Source organism: Halorussus vallis (genome assembly GCF_024138165.1).
GTDB lineage: Archaea > Halobacteriota > Halobacteria > Halobacteriales > Haladaptataceae > Halorussus > Halorussus vallis.
In genome coordinates this window covers 68,970-87,581 of record NZ_CP100000.1, presented here as the reverse complement: position 1 = coordinate 87,581, position 18,612 = coordinate 68,970, and the positions used below count along the sequence as shown (strand labels likewise).

Genomic DNA, 18,612 nt, shown 5'->3' with positions numbered 1-18,612 from the left:
TCTCCGGCCGGTCGGTCGGTTCCGCTCCCGAAGGCGTTCAGGTGCATTTTTAGTGACTGGGTCGCAAATCACGACGTATGACAGTGACGGACGACTCAGGAGAAGAGCACGGCCACCACCTCCCGGCCGTCGAGGACTGGCCCCGGGGGTTCGGCGAGGCGAGCTGGTGGCCCTTCATCACCGCGCTCGGGGGCGCGGGCGTCTACATCGGCGCCGCGCTGTTCCTGCTGGCGCGGGGCCAACAGCCCGTCGTCGGCCCGGTGGCCGGTCCCGCGGTGTTCGTGGCCTCCGTCGGCATCTTCCTCGTCGGCCTGTACGGCTGGGTCTACCACGCCTTCGTCAAGTCCTACTGGACCGCCGAGGGTCACGGCGCGCTGGCGCTTCGGTGGGGGATGATACTGTTCCTCGGCTCCGAGATAGCGACGTTCAGCGCCGGGTTCGTCTACTACGCCTTCATCCGCGTGGGGACGTGGTCGCCCTCGGACCTGCCGCACCTGCTCGGGTCGCTGGTGCTCATCAACACCGCGCTGCTGGTGCTGTCTTCCATCACGCTCCACTGGGGCCACGTCGAACTCAAGAAGGGTAACCGCAAGAACTTCATCGTCGGCCTGGGCGCGACGCTCCTGCTCGGCATCGTCTTCATCGGCGGGCAGGTTCTGGAGTACTACGAGTTCATCCAACACGAGGGCTTCACGCTCACCTCGGGCATCTACTCCTCGGCGTTCTACGGCCTGACCGGCCTCCACGGACTGCACGTCTCGATGGGCGCGGTGCTCATCGGCATCGTGTTCGTCCGCGCGCTCTACGGCCAGTACTCCGCCGAGCGCGACGTGTCGGTCGAAACCGTCTCGATGTACTGGCACTTCGTCGACGCCGTGTGGATCTTCCTGGTCGTCGCGCTGTACGCGGGCGCCGAGATTCAGGTCTTCTGAATCGGCTCGTCCGAACCGACTTTTTCCGACCGCTTCGAACCCCGAGCGTCGCCACCTGCCGTGGGGAGGCCTCGGTGCTTTCCGCCGGCGAGCGTCGCGCCGCGACGCTCGCCGGCGGGACTCATGGGCGACGAACGCGCAGATGGCGGTCCGGCGGCGACGTCGAATCGGTCGGACGACGCGACGACGACCGGACGGTGAGAAGTGACTCGGTCGACGCGACGACGGCCGGCGTGACCGACGGTACTACTCGATGCCCAGTAACTGGAGGGCCTCGCGGATGTGGTACTTCACTTCGTCGTCGCTGGTTTCGGCGAGGGCGTTTTCGAGGTGTTGGACCGCACCCTTTCTGGTTGGCGGAGCGTCACGCGGTTTCTCCATGGCGGTGGTTCCCGGCCACGACGGATAAGCGTATCAGGAGTACGCGAAGAACAACACGGCGATTCGACACTATCCGGCTACCGCTCGACCTCGGGTTCGTCGACGACCTGCTCGCGCTGGCGCTGAAGGTGGCGGGGCGTCTCGGCGAAGACGTGCTCGAAGATGTCGTCGACGTCGAGGCCCGTCCGCTCCTCGGCGATGGCAACGGCCTCGGCCACCCGTTCCTCGGCCCACTCGCGGAGTTCGCGCTCGTCGTCGTCGCCCCAGTCGTGGACCGCTTCGAGGTACTCGCGGGTTCGTTCGAGCGGGTCCTTCTTCATCCACTCTTCGACCTCGTCGTCGTCGCGGTAGACCGACGGGTCGTCGGTGGTGGTGTGAGCGCCCTGGCGGTAGGTGACCGCCTCGATGAGCCGCGGTCCCTCGCCGGCCTTCGCGCTCTCCAACGCTTCGGAAACCGCCCGGTAGACGCCGAGCACGTCGTTGCCGTCGACGCGGATGCCGTCGAAGCCGTAGGCCTGAGCCTTCTGGGCGATGGTCGCGCTCGCGGTCTGGCGCTCGCGCGGCACCGAGATGGCCCACTGGTTGTTCTGGCAGAAGAAGACGGTGGGCGTCTCGAAGACGCCCGCGAAGTTCATGCCCTCGTGGAAGTCGCCCTCGCTAGTCGCGCCGTCGCCGAAGCTGACCAGCGCCGCCACGTCGTCGTCCTTGTAGTCGGCCGCCATGCTCAGGCCGACCGCGTGGGGGAGTTGGGTGGCGATGGGGATGGTCGGCGGGAACGTCCGGAGCGTCTCGGGGTCCCGTCGGTCGACGTAGTTACCCTCGCCGAGTAGGTAGACCAGTATCTCTTCGAGGGGAAGGCCGCGGGCCAGGTACATCGCGTGGTCGCGGTAGGTCGGGAAGCAGTAGTCCGACTCCGCGAGGGCGAACGCCGCGCCGACCTGCGCGGCCTCCTGGCCCTGCAGGGGCGCGTACGTACCGATGCGTCCCTGCCGGTGGAGTTTCACCGCCTTCTCGTCGAACGTTCGGGAGAGGACCTGCAAGCGGTACATCTCCTCGACCGCCTCCGAGGAGAGGTCGGGGGCCGCGCCCTCCTCGACGGTGCCATCGGGCGCGACGACTCGCGCCATATCGGGTGCCTGTATTGCCATATCGTCGATCACCGACTGTCTGTCCAGTTAATGGACATCCATCATTATAAAGTATCGTTGACCCGGGCGATTGGCGAAACATGGTCACCTTCCTTAAAAAGCGAGCGACGAACTCGGAACGCAACGCCCGAACGACGGGCCCGAATCGAAAGATCGTCGGACCTTTCGATTCGAAAGGCTTAGGCGGCGTCCGGGTGCACGCGGAGGTATGACACGGTGGATCGGCGAGACGTTCACCAGCGAGACGGGATGGGACCACCTCGAAGCGCTCGTCGACGTCGGCGACCGGATGGCCGGAAGCGAGGGCGAGCGCGAGGCCGCGGAACTGACGCGCGACGCGCTCGAATCGGTCGGCGCGCGCGACGCCCGACTCGACGAGTTCGAGATACAGGGCTGGACCCGGGGGTCGAGCGAGATTCGCGCGGACGACACCGTCCAGGACTGCATCGCGCTCCCCCGGAGTCCGTCCGGGAGCGCCGAGGCCGAACTGCTGGACCTCGGCTACGGCCTGCCCGAGGACTTCGAGGAGGCCGACGTCGACGGGAAGGTCGTGATGGTCGCGACGAACGTCCCCGGCCACTACGACCGGTTCGTCCACCGGCGCGAGAAGTACTACTACGCCGTCGAGGGCGGCGCGGCCGCCTTCGTCTTCAGGAACCACGTCGAGGGCTGTCTCCCGCCCACGGGGAGCGTCGGCACCCCCGACGAACCCATCGGCGACGTCCCGGCGGTCGGCGTCAGCAAGGAGGTCGGCGCTCGACTCTCGCGGCGGTTCGGGCGCGAGGCGCGCAGCGCCTCGACCGGGTCGAGCGGGCGGCGTTCGCGAGACGGCGAGACGGTCGAGGTGGCGGTCGACGCCGACGTCCACGACGCGACGAGCCAGAACGTCCACGCCGAGTTAGGTCCGGACACCGACGAGGAGGTCTTCGTGACGAGTCACGTCGACGCCCACGACATCGCCGAGGGAGCGATGGACAACGGCGCCGGCACCGCCATGGTCGTCGAGATGGCCCGGGCGCTCGCCGAACGCGAGGACGAACTCGACACGAAGGTCCGGTTCATCGCTTACGGGGCCGAAGAGGTCGGCCTCGTCGGGTCGAACTACGACACCGAGGAGCGCACTGACCTCGACGCCATCAAGGCCATCGTCAACAACGACGGCGTGGTCAGGGGCCGCACCCTCTCGTTCTACACGCACGGCTTCGACGCGCTGGAAGAGGCGGCCCGGTCGGTCGCCGACGACTTCGGCCACCCGGTGAAGACGCTCCCCGAGCAGGGTCCCCACAGCGACCACTGGCCGTACGTCCAGTGGGGCGTCCCGGGCTACCACGTCTCCAGCGAGAGCGACGACGAGGGTCGCGGGTGGGGCCACACCTACGCCGACACCATCGACAAACTCGAGGTTCGGGACCTCCGCGAGCAGGCGATTCTGCTGACCGAGTTGACGGTTCGCCTGGCGAGCGAGGACGTCGACGTCGCGCGCAAGGACCCCGAGGAAATCGCCGACGCGCTGGAAGCCGAGGACAAGGCCGAGGGGATGAAGATAACCGGCGACTGGCCCTACGACGAGTAGCTTGGAGGTCGGCTTTTTCAGTGCAGATTTCGGTGGCGAGGCGATACTGTAAATACGTTGTTGCTGTTCCGTGACGGTAGCCGGACCGCTGCGACAACAGCGACCGCTACTCGTAAACTGCTGCCGCGACAGTGACCGCTACTCACACGGTACAAATGAGTACCGCACCGCACCCGCAGCCAGACGCCTCCCCAGCCGATTCGCTCACTGCGTTCGCTCATCCTTCGCACGAAGATGGCGCGGCACAGGGCCGCGCCAGCGCGCGCCATCACCACTGGTCAGTCTCGCCTATCTCCACACCGACGTGGCGCGCGCAGTCGCACCCCTCGTGGGTGCGACAATCTCGCACAAGGGACGACTGAGCGCCCCGCAGGGGTGCGAAGGAGTCGGCTGGGGGGGTCTGTGGCTGTCGCGGTGCGATTTCTCAGTTGCATCGTGCAAGTGGGGCGGTTTGCGGCGTTGTCGTCGTTCGAGTCGCAGTGCAGCCCGGTCGGCCACTTCCCCTGCGAAAGATACGGCCACACTCACATCAGCAATCGAGCCCGACTCCCAGCGTCGACTCCGTACCCTTTTCAGGGATGGGGAGGAATGAGAGATTGATGGGTAGTTCCCACGAGGAGAGTCCGAGGGCGGTCGGCGTCGTCGGCGACGGACCGCTCGCCGGTCGGGTCTGCGAGGCGGTCGAAGCCGGCGGTGCCGAACTGGTTCGCGGTTCGGCGGCCGAGGCGACCGCGGCCGACCCCGGGTCGGTCGTCGCGGTCGGCGAGGCGGCCCTGCTCGACCTCGTCCGCGCCGACGTCGGAGCGCCGGTCCTCCCGGTGGACGCCGGGCCGGGCTACGGCGGGGTCGCGGCCGGCGACGCGGCGGCGGGCGTCGAGTCACTGCTCGGTGGCGACTTTGAACGCGACACTCGGGACGTGCTCGCCGCGTCGGTCGACGGCGAGCGCGCGGGTCGCGCGCTCGCCGACGTGATGCTCGTCACCGCCGAACCCGCCCGTATCTCGGAGTACGCCGTCCGGTCGCGCGGCGAGCAGGTCGCTCGCGTCCGCGCCGACGGTCTGGTCGTCTCGACGCCGACCGGCAGTCACGGCTACGGCCGGACCGCCGGCGGGCCGATACTCGAACCCGGGTCGGGCGTCGTCGGCGTCCTCCCCGTCGCCCCGTTCGCGGTGAACGCGGACCACTGGGTCGTCTCGACGGACCGCCCCGTGACGCTGTCGGTCGAACGCGACGAGAGCGAGGTGTCGCTGCTGCTCGACGACCGGACGGTCCGGTCGGTCGCACCCCACGTGCCGGTCGAAGTCGCCCGGGACGGCGCGCTCGCGGTGGCGCGGGTACCCGAGAGTCGCCCCTTCTTCGAGCGCTGACCGCGCGCGAACCAGGTGAATGGAAAGGATATAATACGTCGCCTTCCCGATTATCTACTATGCAACCGCTGTCACTGCTCGGACCCATCGACGTGCTCGAACCGTACGTCGAGTACGTGGTGTTGGCGCTGGTGCTGGTCAACATGGGGACCCGGTTCTGGGCGTACCGCGACTACCGCAAACAGGCCCGCAGCGACGACCACGAAGAACACCTCAGCCGCAACGTCGTCCACGAAGCGTCGAACGTCCTGCTGGTCCTCGGGTCGTTCTACCTGCTGACCCTCCACCACCACGCGGGCATCGTCCTCTCGTCGCTCGTGCTCGGACTGTTCGTCACCGACTTCTTCGAGTTCGAGGCCCGGGAGGTCGAACTCCGGAGCGGCGAGGAACTGAGCAAGCCCAACGGCGCGCTCGCCGCCTCGGTCGTGGTGTTCCTCTACGCGGGCTACCTCAGCCTGTTCTTCCTCATCGACCAGTGGTGGAACGCGGTCGTCTGACGCGCCTCTCTTCTGCTTTCGGTCCGGCGTTCACGCGCGCCCGGCGGAGACTCCGGAACGTGACTGCTCGACGGAACGTGAGGGGTTACTTTGTTGCTGGAGCGCGAACCCTCAGAAAGACCCCTGACGGGGATGACCATGACCCCGAACCCATCCATCGACGACGGCGAGGCGTACAAGCAACTCGTCCGGGTCGAGTACGAACGGGCGTGGGGCGACGGCGACCTCGACGCGCTCGACGAAACCTGCAGTCCGAACATCGTCGTGTACGGACTGCCGACCTCGGACCGCTCGGCCGACCTCGAGGCGTTCAAGGACCACATCGACCAGATGCGGTGTGCGTTCCCGGACATCGAACAGTCCGTCGACGACCTCATCGCCGAGGACGACCGCGTCGTCGCGCGCACCACTCTCACCGGCACCCACGACGGCGACCGACTCATCGACATCGAACCCCAGGGCGAGTCCGTCGAGGTCACGGGGACCGTCGTCTACCGAATCGAGCGCGAGCACATCGCCGAGGCGTGGGTCTGTTTCGACACCCTCGGACTGTTCCAGCAGCTCGGAGCGGTTCCTGACCACCCGCAGGCCTACGAGTGGGAGACCATCGGCGAGTAGCTACGGGCCGGGCGGCGGGGTCGCCTCGAAACCGGTTACCAGGTGACGCTCCGCGAGAGGACGAACACCAGCAGCGCGATCAACAGCGACCCCATGATGGTTTCGAACGTCGCGACGGCCCGGGCCGCCGCTCCGATGGGGCTGATGTCGCCGTACCCCAGCGTCGCGAAGGTGACGATGCTGAAGTAGAGGCTCTTCAAGAAGACGACCGTGTAGAGGTAGCTCAGGTTCAAGCTGTTGATCTCGGTCGGGTCCTCGACCGAGTAGGTGATGGTCGATCCGCCGACGGACTCCTGGATGCCGCCCGTTAGCGGGTAAATCATGGCCGAGAGCAGGATGACGACCGCGGAGACGCCGACGACCCGCCACGGGTTCGAGCCGTACTCCATCACCCACCGCGACCCTTCGGCCTTCAACGCTCGCCGGTAGTCGCCGGTGTGCCAGGCGAACTTCCGGCGGGCGTTCTTCTCGCGGATGTAGTACTTGCGGGTCTTGCGGGGGAGCGCGTTCTCCCGGCAGAGTTGTTCGAGCGCTCGGTAGGTCCAGGCGGCCGCCGAGTACCGGTTCGACCACTCGGCGTCGGCCGACTCCGACTCGTCTTTCGTCTCGTAGACGCACGTCTCGCCCAGTTCGGTCCCCTGGTTGATCCAGGTGTCCGAGAAGGCGGCCTCGTACAGTTCGGCGTCGACGATGGTCGCGTTCCGGAGGTTGGTGCGGGTGAACGAGGTGTTCTCCAGGTTGGCGCCCTCGAACGTCGCGCCGCGACCGTCGGCGTCGACGAGGTCGGCCTGCTGTAACTGGGCGCCGGTGAAGTCGGCGTTCTGGAGTCGGGCGTTCGTGAGGTCGGCGTACCGGAGGTCGGCGTCGCAGAAGGTCGCGTCGGTGAGGTCGGCCTCGGAGAAGTCGACGTGTCGGAGGTCGGCCGAAGAGAAGTCACAGTCGTTCAGGGTCCGACCCGCGAACGCTTCCTCCCCGGCGAGGTTCGCTCCGCGAAACACCGACTCGCTCAACCGCTCGTCTTTCCCCACCGTCAGCGGTTTCCGTATCACGTCGCTCTTGTCGCCGTCGAGGTGGAACGCACAACGGTCGGCGCCGTCGAGGACCTCGCGCGTGCAACACGCCTCGCGCTGGTCGGAGAGCGGGGATGCGATACGAAAGATGTAGCCGCATCGACTCGTACTCATTACAGTCTTCAGGGGACGCGGACTTGTAAGCCTGCTTCCCGAATCGAGGCGTTTAGAAGCTTCCGGCCGGAGTTTAAGCGGTTTCGACCACCGTTCCGCTCGTTTCACGGAACGGGGCGGTAGCGTTCGTACGTTTCTACGCGCCGTGAGTAGCCGGCGTCGCTACACGCGGCAGAACACCAGCGGCGCGGCGTTTTCACAGAGACGTACGAACGCTACCGCGTCTTCGGGACGACGAAACGAAGGAGAAACGGGGCGTTATCGGGCTTCTCGAATCTGCCTGAACGCCGGGATGAGGACCCAGAACGTCAGGGCGCCGAAGATGATGAACCAGGCCATCGTCGAGCGAAGCATAATCGCTGCCTGCCCGTAGGTGTCGAGGTTGCCGGGAATCTTCCCCCAGAGCTGTGCCTCCTCGAAGCCGGGCGTGGTGTACCAGCCCGACAGCACCATCCAGACGAGTCCGCCCGCCGTGGCGATGCCGAGTCCCTTCGCGAATTCGTCAGCCATTATCAGAAGGTTCGTCGCTGCCGTCTTTAGGTTTTCCCATTCCTTCGGCGCGGAACCGCGTGGAGAACGCGTAGACGACCGCTCCCGCGGCCACCATCGCCACGCCGAGTATCGCCACCGGCACGTCGACCTCCGAGAACGAGAGTCTCGCCTGGCCGGTTGCGGTGTCGAGGACGATGAACCCGCCGACGACGAACGCGACGGCGAACAGCGTCGAGAAGACGGTGACCACCTTGTAGAGGTGGAGCGGGACGACGACCTCGCGGGCGCGAGACTCGTCGTCGGAACGGTCGGTACTGGAATCCATGGCGGAGTAAAACGGCGGGCGTTACTTCGGCGGTCGGAGCCGGTAGTACCGCCGGTTGAGGTCGAACATGTACCCTTCGCGCATCGACTTCAACACCGCGTAGGTGATGGTGCCGCCGACGATGGGCAGCAGGAACGTCAGGTCGAACAGCAGGTGCGAGTCGATGGGGATGAGGTTCTTGATCGACAGCGCGCTGATGGTGACGGCGAAGACGACGCCGGTCATGCCGACCGCGGCCCAGAACGGCTGCTCGACGGGCCGCCGCGCGCTCCCCTTGTTGAGGAACGGCACGACGGCGATGAAGCCGACGACGACGACGTTGGCGACGACACCGTACGAGCGGTCGGACATCAGCTTCTCGCCGCCCAGGATCGCCAGTTCGGGGTTGAGCGGGCCGAGCTTCAGCAGGCCGAACGACCAGTAGAGGTACCAGTCGGGCAGGATGACCGCCGGGGTGGAACTCGGGTCGGCCGGCGGACCGAGGTGCGGCGGCAGCGTCGCCGACAGGAAGATGATCATGCCGACGAAGAAGCTCGTCAGCGAGAGGTTCCGGATCATCTCGTGGGGCCACACCGGGAACGCCAGTACGTCGCGCTCGACGTAGCTGGACTCCTGGCGGAGGTCCTGGTCCTCACGTCGGGCCCGCTCGAAGTACTCGTAGGTCAGCCGGGAGAGCCCCTGGGTGCGTTCTTTGCGCTCGCTCCACGTCGGGGTCTCGTCGTCCGGCGGGACGATTCCGGTGCCGCTTCCGTCTGTCTTGGGTTCTTGTTCTTCGTCTGCCATGGTTGATCAGTGGGGTTCCGCGATGCCCTGAATCCACACGATGGCGATGTGGACGGCGATGATGGTGGTCACGACGAACGGGAGGAAGAACACGTGGAGGATGTACATCCGCTGGAGCGTCGCCGCGCTCAGGCTGAAACCGCCGAATATCAGCTGGGCGACCCACTCGCCCGCCAGCGGAATCGAGAGGCTCATCTCCACGCCGATCTGTCCTGCCCAGAACGCCAGCTGGTCCCACGGAAGCAGGTAGCCCGTGTACCCGAACACCATCGTGAGGCTGATGAGGATGATGCCGATGATCCAGTTGAGTTCGCGGGGCTCCTTGTACGCGCCGGTGAAGTAGACCCTCAGCATGTGCAGGAACACCGCCGCGACCATCACCTGGGCCGACCACCGGTGGATGGACCGGAGCATGAACCCGAAGTTCAGGTCGGTCATGATGAACGTCAGCTGGTTGTACGCCAGCGACGGGTCACCCTCGGTACCCGGCGCGTAGTAGAAGCCGAGCAGCGCGCCGCTGATGGCGGCCACGACGTACGCGATGGTCGAGAAACTCCCGAGCGCGTACAACGGGTACCAGTACCAGAACTTGTTGTCGAGGTTGTACTGCTCGGTGTGGCTCTTGGGCATCTGGAGATTGACCCGGTAGTAGAGTGTCTCCAGAATCTCGAGGTAGTCGACGACCCGGAAGCGCTTGTCGAGCCAGATGAGCGTCGTGAGGAACGTCGTCTCGACCGGCGTCAGGTTCTTCTCGCGCATCCACTCGCCGTGGTCGTACTCGTCTTTGCGTTCGATGCTCATCTCAGTCGTCCTCCGGGCGCGGGAGCGCCACGAACGATTTCTTGACGATGTTGAACGGGTCGTACACCGACTGGTGGCACTGGCAGTAGATCATGTCGGTCGCGCCGGCGACCGCCGACCCCGCCAGGCCCTTGAACGACGGTACGCAACAGAAGTGCGTACACTTGTTCAGGTTGGCGATGAACCCCTGGTCCGTGCTCGCCTGCAGCCACTTGTCGCCCTTGTCGGCCATCTTCTCGACCTTGGTCGAGCGAATGACCTGAACGACCATCGTCCCGCTGGGGGGCACGTCCTGGGAGCGCCAGGTCGTCATCGCGGGCTTGCCGATGCCGCTCGAACCGATGCCGTTGCCCCACGTCTCGTAGTCGGCGAAGTCGTCGACGTGGACCTTGGCGCCCTTCTCGACCTCCTCGTTCTGCCACTCGAACTTCGAGTTGCCCGTGTAGCGGAGGTAGTTGTCCTGGTCGGCGTCGGGCGCGACGCCGGGGTACGTCTGGACGCCGCAGTACTGGAACCACTCGCTCGTGTAGGTGACGCCGCCGAGGTTCATCTCCGCGACCTTCACCTCGCGGCCCTGCTGGGTGACGGTCTTGACCTCGGGCCAGACGCCCTTCAGATACCCCTCCGAGTCGACCTCGATGGGGACCTGTGGCATCCCGCGCGGGGCGGGGCCGGCCGTGTTCTCCATCGCCATGAACTGCGTGATACCGCCGCCCGCACCCGAGGGCGAGGTGGCGGAGTTGATTGCCGTCGCGGCACCGGTCCCGATGCCCGCGAGGGACGCGCTGCCGACGACGCCTTTCACGAAGCGGCGACGACCTGAGCTCTCCGGATACTTGTCGTTTTCTTCTGGCATGGTTATCGCTTGTAGTAGGGATACACTGCGCGCTTGAACTGGTCCCACGCACTACCGACCGAACCGCTGCCGTCGACCTGTTCTTCGCGGACGTAGAGGTCCTCCCACTTGCGCCGACGCTTCTTGACGATCATCACGTCGGGGAGGAACTCCTTGCGGTACAGCAGGAGGATGAACGCCAGATCGACGAAGATGACCCCGAGAATGAACCCGAGGTACATGTTCCCGATCTCGGTGTACCCCCATCCGCTGAGGAGTCCGTAGGTGAACAGGCCGACGAACACGACCTCCACCACCGTCAACAACACGATGGCGATGGCGGCGGCCGTGCTCTCGCGGGCCGGTTCGTAGCGGTGGATGTCGCCGTAGGTGGAGCCGGTCGAGGACACGGTTAGCTACCCCCTTTGGCGTGCGGCGATTCGCCGTACTTCAACAGGAAGAACGTGTACACCAGCGAGACGACCATCATCAGGAGGGTCGCGATGCCGACGAAGTGGGCCTGGAACGGCACGCCCATGTGTTCGGGGTTGGCCTCCGCGTGCCCGCCGCCGCCGGAGCTTGCACCGCCCTGTTGAACGGTGATGGTGCCGGTCATGCCGGCGGTCTTGTGGGGCTGGCAGAAGTACTCGTAGGTTCCGGTCGTCTGGAACGTGTGCGTGTAGGTGTAACCGGTGTTGTACGTCTTGCTCGGCGCGCCGGGCGTCCCCTCCCAGCTAGCGCCGTCGGGGACGCTCGAGGGCACCACGTTGTGGTTGTCAGATTCCCAGACCCACTTGACCGTGGTCCCGGGCGCGATGGTGACGTCCGCGGGCTCGAACTTCAGGCTCCCGCCGGGGCCGACCGTCACGGTCTTCGTCGGTCCACCGCCACCGCCGCCACCGCCGGACGTGGTACCGCCCGCCGTCCCGTTGGCGGCCGTCGTCGTCGCGTTTCCAGAGGCAGTCGTGGTGTTGCCGGTGGAGGTGCCGTTGCCAGAAGACGTGGTCGTCTCCTGGGCGCCGGCGGTCGCCGCACCCGCGGCGGTTCCGCCAGCAACACCGCTGGCTGCCATCAGAAAGTCCCGCCTCTTCATACACTTGGGACTCAGGGCAGGAGTCGCTTAAAGCCACCGATGCCGCCGGATGACGGTTTCGGCGAGTGAGAAGCCCGTGAACGCTCGTCGGGGTTTCGTAGGGGCCTCGGCGAGCGCTCGAACCGCGGTCGGTCAGTTGGGGTCCGACTCGGTTCGGGGCGGCGAGGCCGACTCCGCGGAGTCGGCCTCGCCCGCGTCCGGGACGTCCTCGGCCCCGGCCCGGTCGCCCATCTCGGCGAGCGCCTCGTCGTCGTCCGGGAGGAACGCGGGTCGCTCGTCGTCTTCGAGTCCGACCGCTCGGAGGCGGTTGCGGTACTCCTCGGCGCGGAAGCGGTCGGAGAGTCGGGCGTTCGCGACCAGCAGGAAGACGAACACGGAGAACACGAGGAAGCCGAGGCCGACCACCGCGGCGATGACGTAGCTGTTCGAGTCGAGGCCGAATACCGGCCCCGACAACAGCAACGCGACGCCCGCGAGCAACTGGACGGCCGCGACGATCTGCATCAGCTGATTCCCCAGTTGACCCGACCCCTCGGGCACCTGCGCGGGGTCCGGGAGCACGTCGCCGTCGGGCATCTCGGGCACCTCGTAGCTCTCCATCGACGCCAGCGCGACGGTCGGCTTCACGTCCCGGAGGACGGTGCCCCGGCCCTCGACGCTCCCGTCGGGGTAGACGACGGCGTAACCCTCGTCGGAGTACGCCAGCAGGCGGGGTTCGCCGTCCTGGACGATTCGCTCGACCACCGCGAACACGTCCCGGCCGGCGACGCGGTTCTTGAGGTCGGCCTCCACGCGGTCGAGCAGCGTCTCGCCCGTAATCCAGGTGTCGGGGTCGAAGGCCGCCTCCCACTCCTCGTAGGACATCTCGGCCATGTCCCGCGGGCCGAAGTCCTCGAAGTCGTACTTATCTTCGACCTCCTCGCGCAGTCGCTCGCGGCGCTCGGCCTCCGAGGCGGCCTCGTCGTCGGCGTCCGCGTCCACCTCGGGAGCGTCCTCGCGGGGCGACTCGCTGTCGGGGTCGGCCATCGCGCGAGGCTTGGGCTTCGAACGGGTAAACGCTTCTGTCTTCTCCGGGACCTGTTTCGCACGCCTTAAACTGGCTCACTCCCAACCCCCGGACATGGTCAGCGAGGCGCTGGTGGCGACGGTGGCGGCGCTCGCGGTGACGGCGAGCTTTCCGTTCTACCTCTACGGCGCGTGGTACATCATCGACCAGGAGGTCGTCACCTGGCCGGTGCTGGTCCACCACCTGAAGTTCATCGGCGTCGGCCTGCTGCTGACGACAGTGCCGATGGTGACGTGGATGTTCCCCCGCTTCTTCGAGCAGATCGGCGGCTTCGCCGCGCTCCACGCCTTCCTCGGGTTGCAGGCGTACGCGATGCTCATCCTCGCGCTCACGGGCATCGTCCGCATCTTCCAGGTCAAACACGGCCACGACCTCTACGCCGAGGACGCCGACCGCGACGTCGACATCGGCGAACTCCACGAGAACATGGGCGCGTGGCGGAGCCGTCTGCGAATCGGCGTGGCGGGCTACGTCCTCTTCTGGGTGCTGGCGTGGCTGGCCGGCGTCTACCGGTTCGTCACCGAGTACGTGCTGGTGGCGTGAACTTAGCGTCCGTCGCCGGTGAGAAGTGAATCTTCGAACGCGAACTCAGTCCCAGGGCTCGCCGTCGGCGAGGTCTATCTCGTGGTCGAGTTTCGAGGACGGGCAGATGTCTTCGAGCACGCAGTCGTCGCAGTCGGGGTTGATGGCCGTACAGGTCGCCCGGCCGTGGCTGATGAACAGGTGGGTGTACTGCTGCCAGTGCTCCTTCGGGACGACCTCCATCAGGTCGCGCTCCATCTTCTTCGGCGTCTCCTCCTCCGTGATGGCGAGTCGCCGCGAGATTCGCTGGACGTGGGTGTCGACGACGACGCCCTCCACGGTGTCGTAGCCGTGCTGGAGCACGACGTTGGCGGTCTTGCGCCCGACGCCCTTCAGGTCGGTCAACCCCTCCATCGTGTCGGGCACCTCGCCGTCGTGCTCGTCGATGATGGCCTGGGCGGACGACTTGATGTAGTCGGCCTTGCTGTTGTGGTAGGTGATGGAGCCGAGTTCCTCGGAGAGTTCCTCGACGTCGGCGTTCGCGTAGTCCTCGACGGTTTCGTACTTCTCGAAGAGGTGTTCGGTCTCCTTGTTCACCCGCTCGTCGGTGCACTGGGCCGACAGCATCACCGCGATGAGGAGTTCGAGTCGGTTCGAGAAGTTGAGCGAGATGGTCGAGTCGGGGTAGGCCTCGTAGAGTCTGTCCAGCACCTCTTCGACTTGGGCTTCGCGCGGTTCGAGTGGCTCTCCCATAGTAGCGTCGTCGGGTGGTGGCGGTTTGAATCTTGTTCGTTGCCCTCGGGAGGGTGATTCGTGGTTGCTCTGGAGTTCTCGGGAACGCGAACGATACCATGTCGAGTTGAACCGTCCTACTTGCACTCCGTGAAACGGCTTCTGGTCAACCGAAGCGTCCTGCTCGCACGATGCAAATGAGTACCGCACCGCCACGGCCACACGCCTCCCCAGCCGACTCCGTCGTGCCCTGCGGGCACTCGGTCGTCCCTCGCACGCATTGACGCGGCTCAAACCGCGAGCCGCGCCAGCGCGCGCCGGTGACCCAAGCCCAGTATCGCGCATCTCCACAGCTGTCGTGGCGCGCGCGGTCGCACCCCTCGTGGGTTCGACGTTCCGCGTGAGAGAATCGGCTGGGGAGGACGAGGTTCGGTACTCATTTGAGTCGTGATTTGCGCGCTTCGTCTCGACGACGCCGTCAATCGCGCCTTCTATCGATTCTACGCTTGGAAACGTAAACGCATCCACAGAAACGTAGACTCGTCCCTATCGGAGTACCGAGAGATTTATCCGCCGTAGCGTCACCCCTCGAAGTATGAAGGCGACCGCGAAGGCCCACCCGATTCAGGGCCTCGTCAAGTACCACGGTATGCGCGACGAGGAACTCAGACTCCCCTACCACGACTCCATCAGCCTCTGCACCGCGCCGAGCCACACCAAGACCACCGTCGAGTTCGACGCCTCGCTCGATTCGGACACCTTCGTGGTCGACGGCGAGGAGCTTTCGGGCCACGCCGCCGACCGCGTCTCGAAGGTCATCACGCACGTACGTGAACTCGCCGACGCCGACCACGCCGAGCACCCCGTCCGATTAGAGAGCGAGAACTCCTTCCCCTCGAACGTCGGCCTCGGCTCCTCCTCCTCGGGATTCGCCGCGGCCGCGACCGCGGCGGTCGCGGCCGCCGACCTCGACCTCTCGAAGCCCGAAATCTCGACTATCGCGCGCCGCGGTTCCTCCTCGGCCGCCCGGGCGGTCACCGGCGGGTTCTCGGACCTCCACACGGGCCTCAACGACGAGGACTGCCGGTCCGAGCGCCTCGAATCCCCGCTCGAAGACGAGGTCCGCATCGTCGCCGGCCTGGTCCCAGCCTACAAGGAAACCGAGGAGGCCCACCGCGAGGCCGCCGACAGCCACATGTTCGAGGCCCGGATGGCCCACATCCACGACCAACTCGCGGAGATGCGAGACGCCCTGCGCGAGGGCGACTTCGAACGGGTCTTCGAAACCGCCGAACACGACTCGCTGTCGCTGGCCGCGACGACCATGACCGGCCCCGCCGCGTGGGTTTACTGGAAGCCCGAGACGCTCGAAATCTTCGACGCCGTGCGCGAACTGCGCGACGACGGCGTGCCGGTTTACTACTCGACCGACACCGGCGCGAGCGTCTACGTCAACACCACCGAGGAGTACGTCGACGAAGTCGAGGCGGTCGTCGCCGACTGCGGCGTCGAAACCATGTCCTGGCGCGTCGGCGGCCCCGCCGAGGTCCTGCCCGAGAACGAAGCGCTGTTCTGAACGTCCCGGCACACTTCTAAGCCCCTCCGGTCCGTACTCCCAGGGGAATGCGAATCGCTGTCCTCGGCGCGGGCTACGCCGGACTCACCCTGGCCCGGAAGTTGGAGCGCACCGTCCCCGACGACGTCGAACTCGTCGTCGTCGAGCAGACCGGCCGCCACCTCGTCCAGCACGAGGTCCACCGGGCAATCCGCCGCCCGTCCATCGCCGACGAAATCGTGGTGGACCTGGAAGACGTGCTCGACCGCGCCGAGATTCGGACGGCGCGCGTGACCGACATCGACCCCGAGGCCGGCGTCGCCACCCTCACCCCCAGCGGACGTGGCGACGCCGAGCACGACGAGGAACTCGACTACGACTACGCCGCCGTCTGCCTCGGCGCCGAAACCGCCTTCTACGATTTGCCGGGCGTCGAGGAGCACGCCACCCCGCTGAAGTCGCTGGACGACGCCGCCCGAATCCGGTCGGACTTCCTCGACGTGCTGGAAACCCCCGGCGAGCGCCGGGTCGTCGTCGGCGGCGCGGGCCTGTCGGGCGTCCAGGTTGCGAGCGAACTCGCGGCGTTCGCCCGCGAGGAGCGCGAGACACGTGCCGAGGGGGAGGAAGAGGATAGTAACGGGGTTGGAACGGAAGACGCAGACCGCGTGACGGTCACCGTCCTCGAACGACTCGACAGCGTCGCGCCCGCGTTCCCGGAGAAGTTCCAGCGCGCGGTCCACGAGGCGCTCGAAGCGCGTGACGTCGAGGTTCGCACGAACGCGGCGGTCGCCGAAGCGACGGCCGACGCCGTCGAACTCGAATCCGGCGAGACGGTCCCGTACGACCAGTTCGTCTGGACCGGCGGCATCCGCGGCCCCGACGCGCTGGACGGCGAGCGCCCGGCGGTCAACGGCACGATGCGCCTGGGCGACGGCACCTTCGTCGTCGGCGACGCTGCGCGGGTCGTGGACGCCGACGGCGAGGCGGTGCCCGCGAGCGCTCAGGCGGCCATCCGCGAGGCGCGCACGGTCGCCGACAACATCGCCGCGCTCGTCGAGGGCGGCGACGACGTGTTCGAACCGCGCCTCGAACCGTTCGCGTTCGACTCGCCGGGATGGCTCGTCTCCATCGGCGACGGCGCGGTCGCACAGGTCGGGCCGACCGTCGTCACCGGGAAGGCGGCGAAGGCGCTGAAGACGACCGTCGGCGCGGGCTACCTCTCGTCGGTCGGGGCGATTCGCAACGCCGCCGACCTCGTGAGCGAGGAACTGGGCTACGAGCGGTGAGTAGCGAAATTCGGAGCGAGCGTCAGCGAGCGAGAATTTCGAAGAAAGCGAGCGGCGAAGCCGCGAGGACCGACATTCGGAGCGAACGACGGCGAGGCGGATTTCGAAACGTCGCTGGAACCGTTGACCGGCCGAACTAGTGCCCGATTACGCCGTCCGACCCCGATTTCGCCCGGCTCTAAGCGGCAATTATAAAAGTTCGCTGAGTGCAATGGACGTGTATGGTCGGCATCCTCAACTACGTCATCGGATTCGTCGTGAGCCTCCTCATCGGGGCGTTCGGCATCTACGTCGGCGCGCGGGTCATCGCCGACAGGAGCGACTACGAGTACGCGATAATCACGGCGCTCATCGGGTCGTTCGTCTGGTGGGTCATCACCGGCCTGTTCGGCCTCATCCCGTTCGTGGGCGGGTTCATCGGCGCGTTACTCGCGTTGTTCGCGTGGATATACATCATCAACGCGCGCTACCCCGGCGGTTGGGGGAGCGCCATCGGCATCGCGCTGGTCGCCTGGATCGCGGTCTGGGCCGTGCTCGTCGTGCTGAACGTGCTCGGGTTCCTGGCCGCCGGCGCGCTGGGCGTGCCCGGATTCTGAGTCGGTTCTCGTTCTCACTCTCGTTCGCGGTCCTCGAGGTCCGGTCGGCTGTCGCCTTCCGGACCTCGCCGCTCTCGCAGGGTTTCGCGCACGTCCTCCAGCGTCTCGGTTTTGAGCAGATTCTCTAACTTCCGCTCGAACTCCTCGTCGCTCAGTTCGCCTTCGGCGTACCGTCGCCGGAGGGTTTCGAGGGCGTCGCGCTTCGAACCGGGTTCGTCGTCGGCCGCCTCGCCGACCGACTCGGTCGGCGAGGCGGCGGTTTCGCGCTCGGCGGGCGACCGGTCGGCGTCGTCGGGCCGTTCCCGCCCGCCCGCGTCGGACGCCACCTTCACCAGCGGAACCAGCACGGCGAATCCGATCACGAACACCATCCAGAACCAACTGTAGCCCAGAAAGAGCGCGGTGAGGCCGAGGCCGAGCACGACGAGCGACGTGATGGCGACGGCGGCGTCGCCGTCGTCCGTGGGGTCGTCCATGGCGGGAGTACCGCCGACGCGGACAAAAACGTTCCACCCGTCGACCCGTCCGGATTCTGTCGTAATGCCGCCGTCAATGCCTTTAAGTTTCTGGCCGAACCTCCCGCTCGCATGGCACGCGACACCGGGCTATTGGACAAGGCGCTCGCCGGGGCCGTCGGGCTGGCCGCGGGAGCCGTTATCGGCGCGCACGCACTGCAGTACTACCGGAAGAACGACGAAGCGGAGATCGTCTGCACCGAATGCGGACAGGCGATGGTGGTCGAGGAGGTCCTTGACCCGACGGTCACCTGCGCCTGCGTCGCCGCGCGCGACCGGAGCGGCTTCTAAGTCCCCGGGGTCCGTACGTC

Annotated in this window: 23 protein-coding genes; 10 read left to right on the top strand and 13 right to left on the bottom strand. The window is 66.5% G+C overall.

From position 1 onward, the window contains the following. Positions 1-77: 77 nt before the first annotated feature. On the top strand, positions 78-932 hold the full coding sequence (locus NGM07_RS00575; protein ID WP_253515107.1) for a cytochrome c oxidase subunit 3: 855 nt from the start codon (positions 78-80) through the stop codon (positions 930-932). Between the two features lie 246 nt (positions 933-1,178). Here the strand turns inward: NGM07_RS00575 and NGM07_RS25275 are convergent, their stop codons facing one another. Beyond that, positions 1,179-1,313: a hypothetical protein gene (locus NGM07_RS25275; RefSeq protein ID WP_256524463.1), complete on the bottom strand. Its 135-nt coding sequence runs from the start codon at positions 1,311-1,313 to the stop codon at positions 1,179-1,181. Between the two features lie 77 nt (positions 1,314-1,390). Next, positions 1,391-2,461: a pyruvate dehydrogenase (acetyl-transferring) E1 component subunit alpha gene (gene pdhA, locus NGM07_RS00570; protein WP_253515106.1), complete on the bottom strand. Its 1,071-nt coding sequence runs from the start codon at positions 2,459-2,461 to the stop codon at positions 1,391-1,393. Positions 2,462-2,669: 208 nt separating this feature from the next. On the opposite strand from pdhA, the gene NGM07_RS00565 reads away from it, so the two are divergent. The 4 genes from NGM07_RS00565 (at position 2,670) to NGM07_RS00550 (ending at position 6,516) form a co-directional block, all read left to right on the top strand. Continuing rightward, positions 2,670-4,034, top strand: a complete 1,365-nt coding sequence (locus tag NGM07_RS00565; protein WP_253515104.1) for a M28 family peptidase — start codon at positions 2,670-2,672, stop codon at positions 4,032-4,034. A gap of 599 nt (positions 4,035-4,633) precedes the next feature. Next, positions 4,634-5,401 carry an NAD(+)/NADH kinase gene (locus NGM07_RS00560; RefSeq protein ID WP_253515103.1) on the top strand — a complete coding sequence of 256 codons (768 nt, stop codon included), beginning with the start codon at positions 4,634-4,636 and terminating at the stop codon, positions 5,399-5,401. Between the two features lie 59 nt (positions 5,402-5,460). Beyond that, positions 5,461-5,898, top strand: coding sequence for a DUF7313 family protein (locus NGM07_RS00555; protein WP_253515101.1), 438 nt, complete (start codon positions 5,461-5,463; stop codon positions 5,896-5,898). A 138-nt stretch (positions 5,899-6,036) separates the two neighbouring features. Beyond that, on the top strand, positions 6,037-6,516 hold the full coding sequence (locus NGM07_RS00550; RefSeq protein ID WP_253515099.1) for an ester cyclase: 480 nt from the start codon (positions 6,037-6,039) through the stop codon (positions 6,514-6,516). Between the two features lie 35 nt (positions 6,517-6,551). Here NGM07_RS00550 and NGM07_RS00545 read toward each other — a convergent pair whose 3' ends face one another. The 9 genes from NGM07_RS00545 to NGM07_RS00505 all read right to left on the bottom strand — a co-directional run bounded on the left by NGM07_RS00545 (position 6,552) and on the right by NGM07_RS00505 (position 13,055). Then, positions 6,552-7,700 carry a pentapeptide repeat-containing protein gene (locus NGM07_RS00545; protein ID WP_253515097.1) on the bottom strand — a complete coding sequence of 383 codons (1,149 nt, stop codon included), beginning with the start codon at positions 7,698-7,700 and terminating at the stop codon, positions 6,552-6,554. Positions 7,701-7,958: 258 nt separating this feature from the next. Continuing rightward, positions 7,959-8,210 carry a DUF7314 family protein gene (locus NGM07_RS00540; protein ID WP_253515087.1) on the bottom strand — a complete coding sequence of 84 codons (252 nt, stop codon included), beginning with the start codon at positions 8,208-8,210 and terminating at the stop codon, positions 7,959-7,961. After that, positions 8,203-8,517 (bottom strand): DUF7315 family membrane protein, encoded by a 315-nt coding sequence (locus NGM07_RS00535; RefSeq protein ID WP_253515086.1) that lies wholly within the window; start codon positions 8,515-8,517, stop codon positions 8,203-8,205. Before NGM07_RS00535 ends, NGM07_RS00540 begins: the two co-directional genes overlap by 8 nt. A gap of 21 nt (positions 8,518-8,538) precedes the next feature. After that, positions 8,539-9,300: a cytochrome b family protein gene (locus tag NGM07_RS00530; RefSeq protein WP_253515084.1), complete on the bottom strand. Its 762-nt coding sequence runs from the start codon at positions 9,298-9,300 to the stop codon at positions 8,539-8,541. A gap of 6 nt (positions 9,301-9,306) precedes the next feature. Further along, positions 9,307-10,101 (bottom strand): cytochrome b, encoded by a 795-nt coding sequence (locus NGM07_RS00525; RefSeq protein WP_253515083.1) that lies wholly within the window; start codon positions 10,099-10,101, stop codon positions 9,307-9,309. A 1-nt stretch (position 10,102) separates the two neighbouring features. Continuing rightward, positions 10,103-10,957, bottom strand: coding sequence for a ubiquinol-cytochrome c reductase iron-sulfur subunit (locus NGM07_RS00520; protein WP_253515081.1), 855 nt, complete (start codon positions 10,955-10,957; stop codon positions 10,103-10,105). A gap of 2 nt (positions 10,958-10,959) precedes the next feature. After that, positions 10,960-11,346 (bottom strand): DUF7318 family protein, encoded by a 387-nt coding sequence (locus NGM07_RS00515; protein ID WP_253515079.1) that lies wholly within the window; start codon positions 11,344-11,346, stop codon positions 10,960-10,962. 2 nt (positions 11,347-11,348) lie between these two features. Then, complete coding sequence (locus tag NGM07_RS00510) at positions 11,349-12,029, bottom strand: plastocyanin/azurin family copper-binding protein (protein WP_368410224.1); 681 nt, start codon at positions 12,027-12,029, stop codon at positions 11,349-11,351. A gap of 132 nt (positions 12,030-12,161) precedes the next feature. Further along, a complete protein-coding gene (locus NGM07_RS00505; RefSeq protein ID WP_253515076.1) occupies positions 12,162-13,055 on the bottom strand; it encodes a DUF7319 domain-containing protein in 894 nt (297 codons plus the stop codon). A gap of 94 nt (positions 13,056-13,149) precedes the next feature. On the opposite strand from NGM07_RS00505, the gene NGM07_RS00500 reads away from it, so the two are divergent. Continuing rightward, positions 13,150-13,638 carry a DUF7321 family protein gene (locus tag NGM07_RS00500; protein ID WP_253515074.1) on the top strand — a complete coding sequence of 163 codons (489 nt, stop codon included), beginning with the start codon at positions 13,150-13,152 and terminating at the stop codon, positions 13,636-13,638. A gap of 45 nt (positions 13,639-13,683) precedes the next feature. Here the strand turns inward: NGM07_RS00500 and nth are convergent, their stop codons facing one another. After that, positions 13,684-14,370, bottom strand: coding sequence for an endonuclease III (nth, locus tag NGM07_RS00495; RefSeq protein ID WP_253515065.1), 687 nt, complete (start codon positions 14,368-14,370; stop codon positions 13,684-13,686). Positions 14,371-14,944: 574 nt separating this feature from the next. Here nth and mvaD point away from each other — a divergent pair. The 3 genes from mvaD to NGM07_RS00480 all read left to right on the top strand — a co-directional run bounded on the left by mvaD (position 14,945) and on the right by NGM07_RS00480 (position 17,786). Further along, positions 14,945-15,925 carry a phosphomevalonate decarboxylase MvaD gene (gene mvaD, locus NGM07_RS00490; RefSeq protein WP_253515063.1) on the top strand — a complete coding sequence of 327 codons (981 nt, stop codon included), beginning with the start codon at positions 14,945-14,947 and terminating at the stop codon, positions 15,923-15,925. Between the two features lie 47 nt (positions 15,926-15,972). Next, positions 15,973-17,190 carry an NAD(P)/FAD-dependent oxidoreductase gene (locus tag NGM07_RS00485; protein ID WP_253515053.1) on the top strand — a complete coding sequence of 406 codons (1,218 nt, stop codon included), beginning with the start codon at positions 15,973-15,975 and terminating at the stop codon, positions 17,188-17,190. A 230-nt stretch (positions 17,191-17,420) separates the two neighbouring features. Next, positions 17,421-17,786, top strand: coding sequence for a hypothetical protein (locus NGM07_RS00480; RefSeq protein ID WP_368410258.1), 366 nt, complete (start codon positions 17,421-17,423; stop codon positions 17,784-17,786). 14 nt (positions 17,787-17,800) lie between these two features. Here the strand turns inward: NGM07_RS00480 and NGM07_RS00475 are convergent, their stop codons facing one another. Beyond that, complete coding sequence (locus NGM07_RS00475; protein ID WP_253515049.1) at positions 17,801-18,262, bottom strand: SHOCT domain-containing protein; 462 nt, start codon at positions 18,260-18,262, stop codon at positions 17,801-17,803. Between the two features lie 111 nt (positions 18,263-18,373). On the opposite strand from NGM07_RS00475, the gene NGM07_RS00470 reads away from it, so the two are divergent. Further along, positions 18,374-18,592 carry a hypothetical protein gene (locus NGM07_RS00470; protein ID WP_253515047.1) on the top strand — a complete coding sequence of 73 codons (219 nt, stop codon included), beginning with the start codon at positions 18,374-18,376 and terminating at the stop codon, positions 18,590-18,592. Positions 18,593-18,612: the final 20 nt, after the last annotated feature.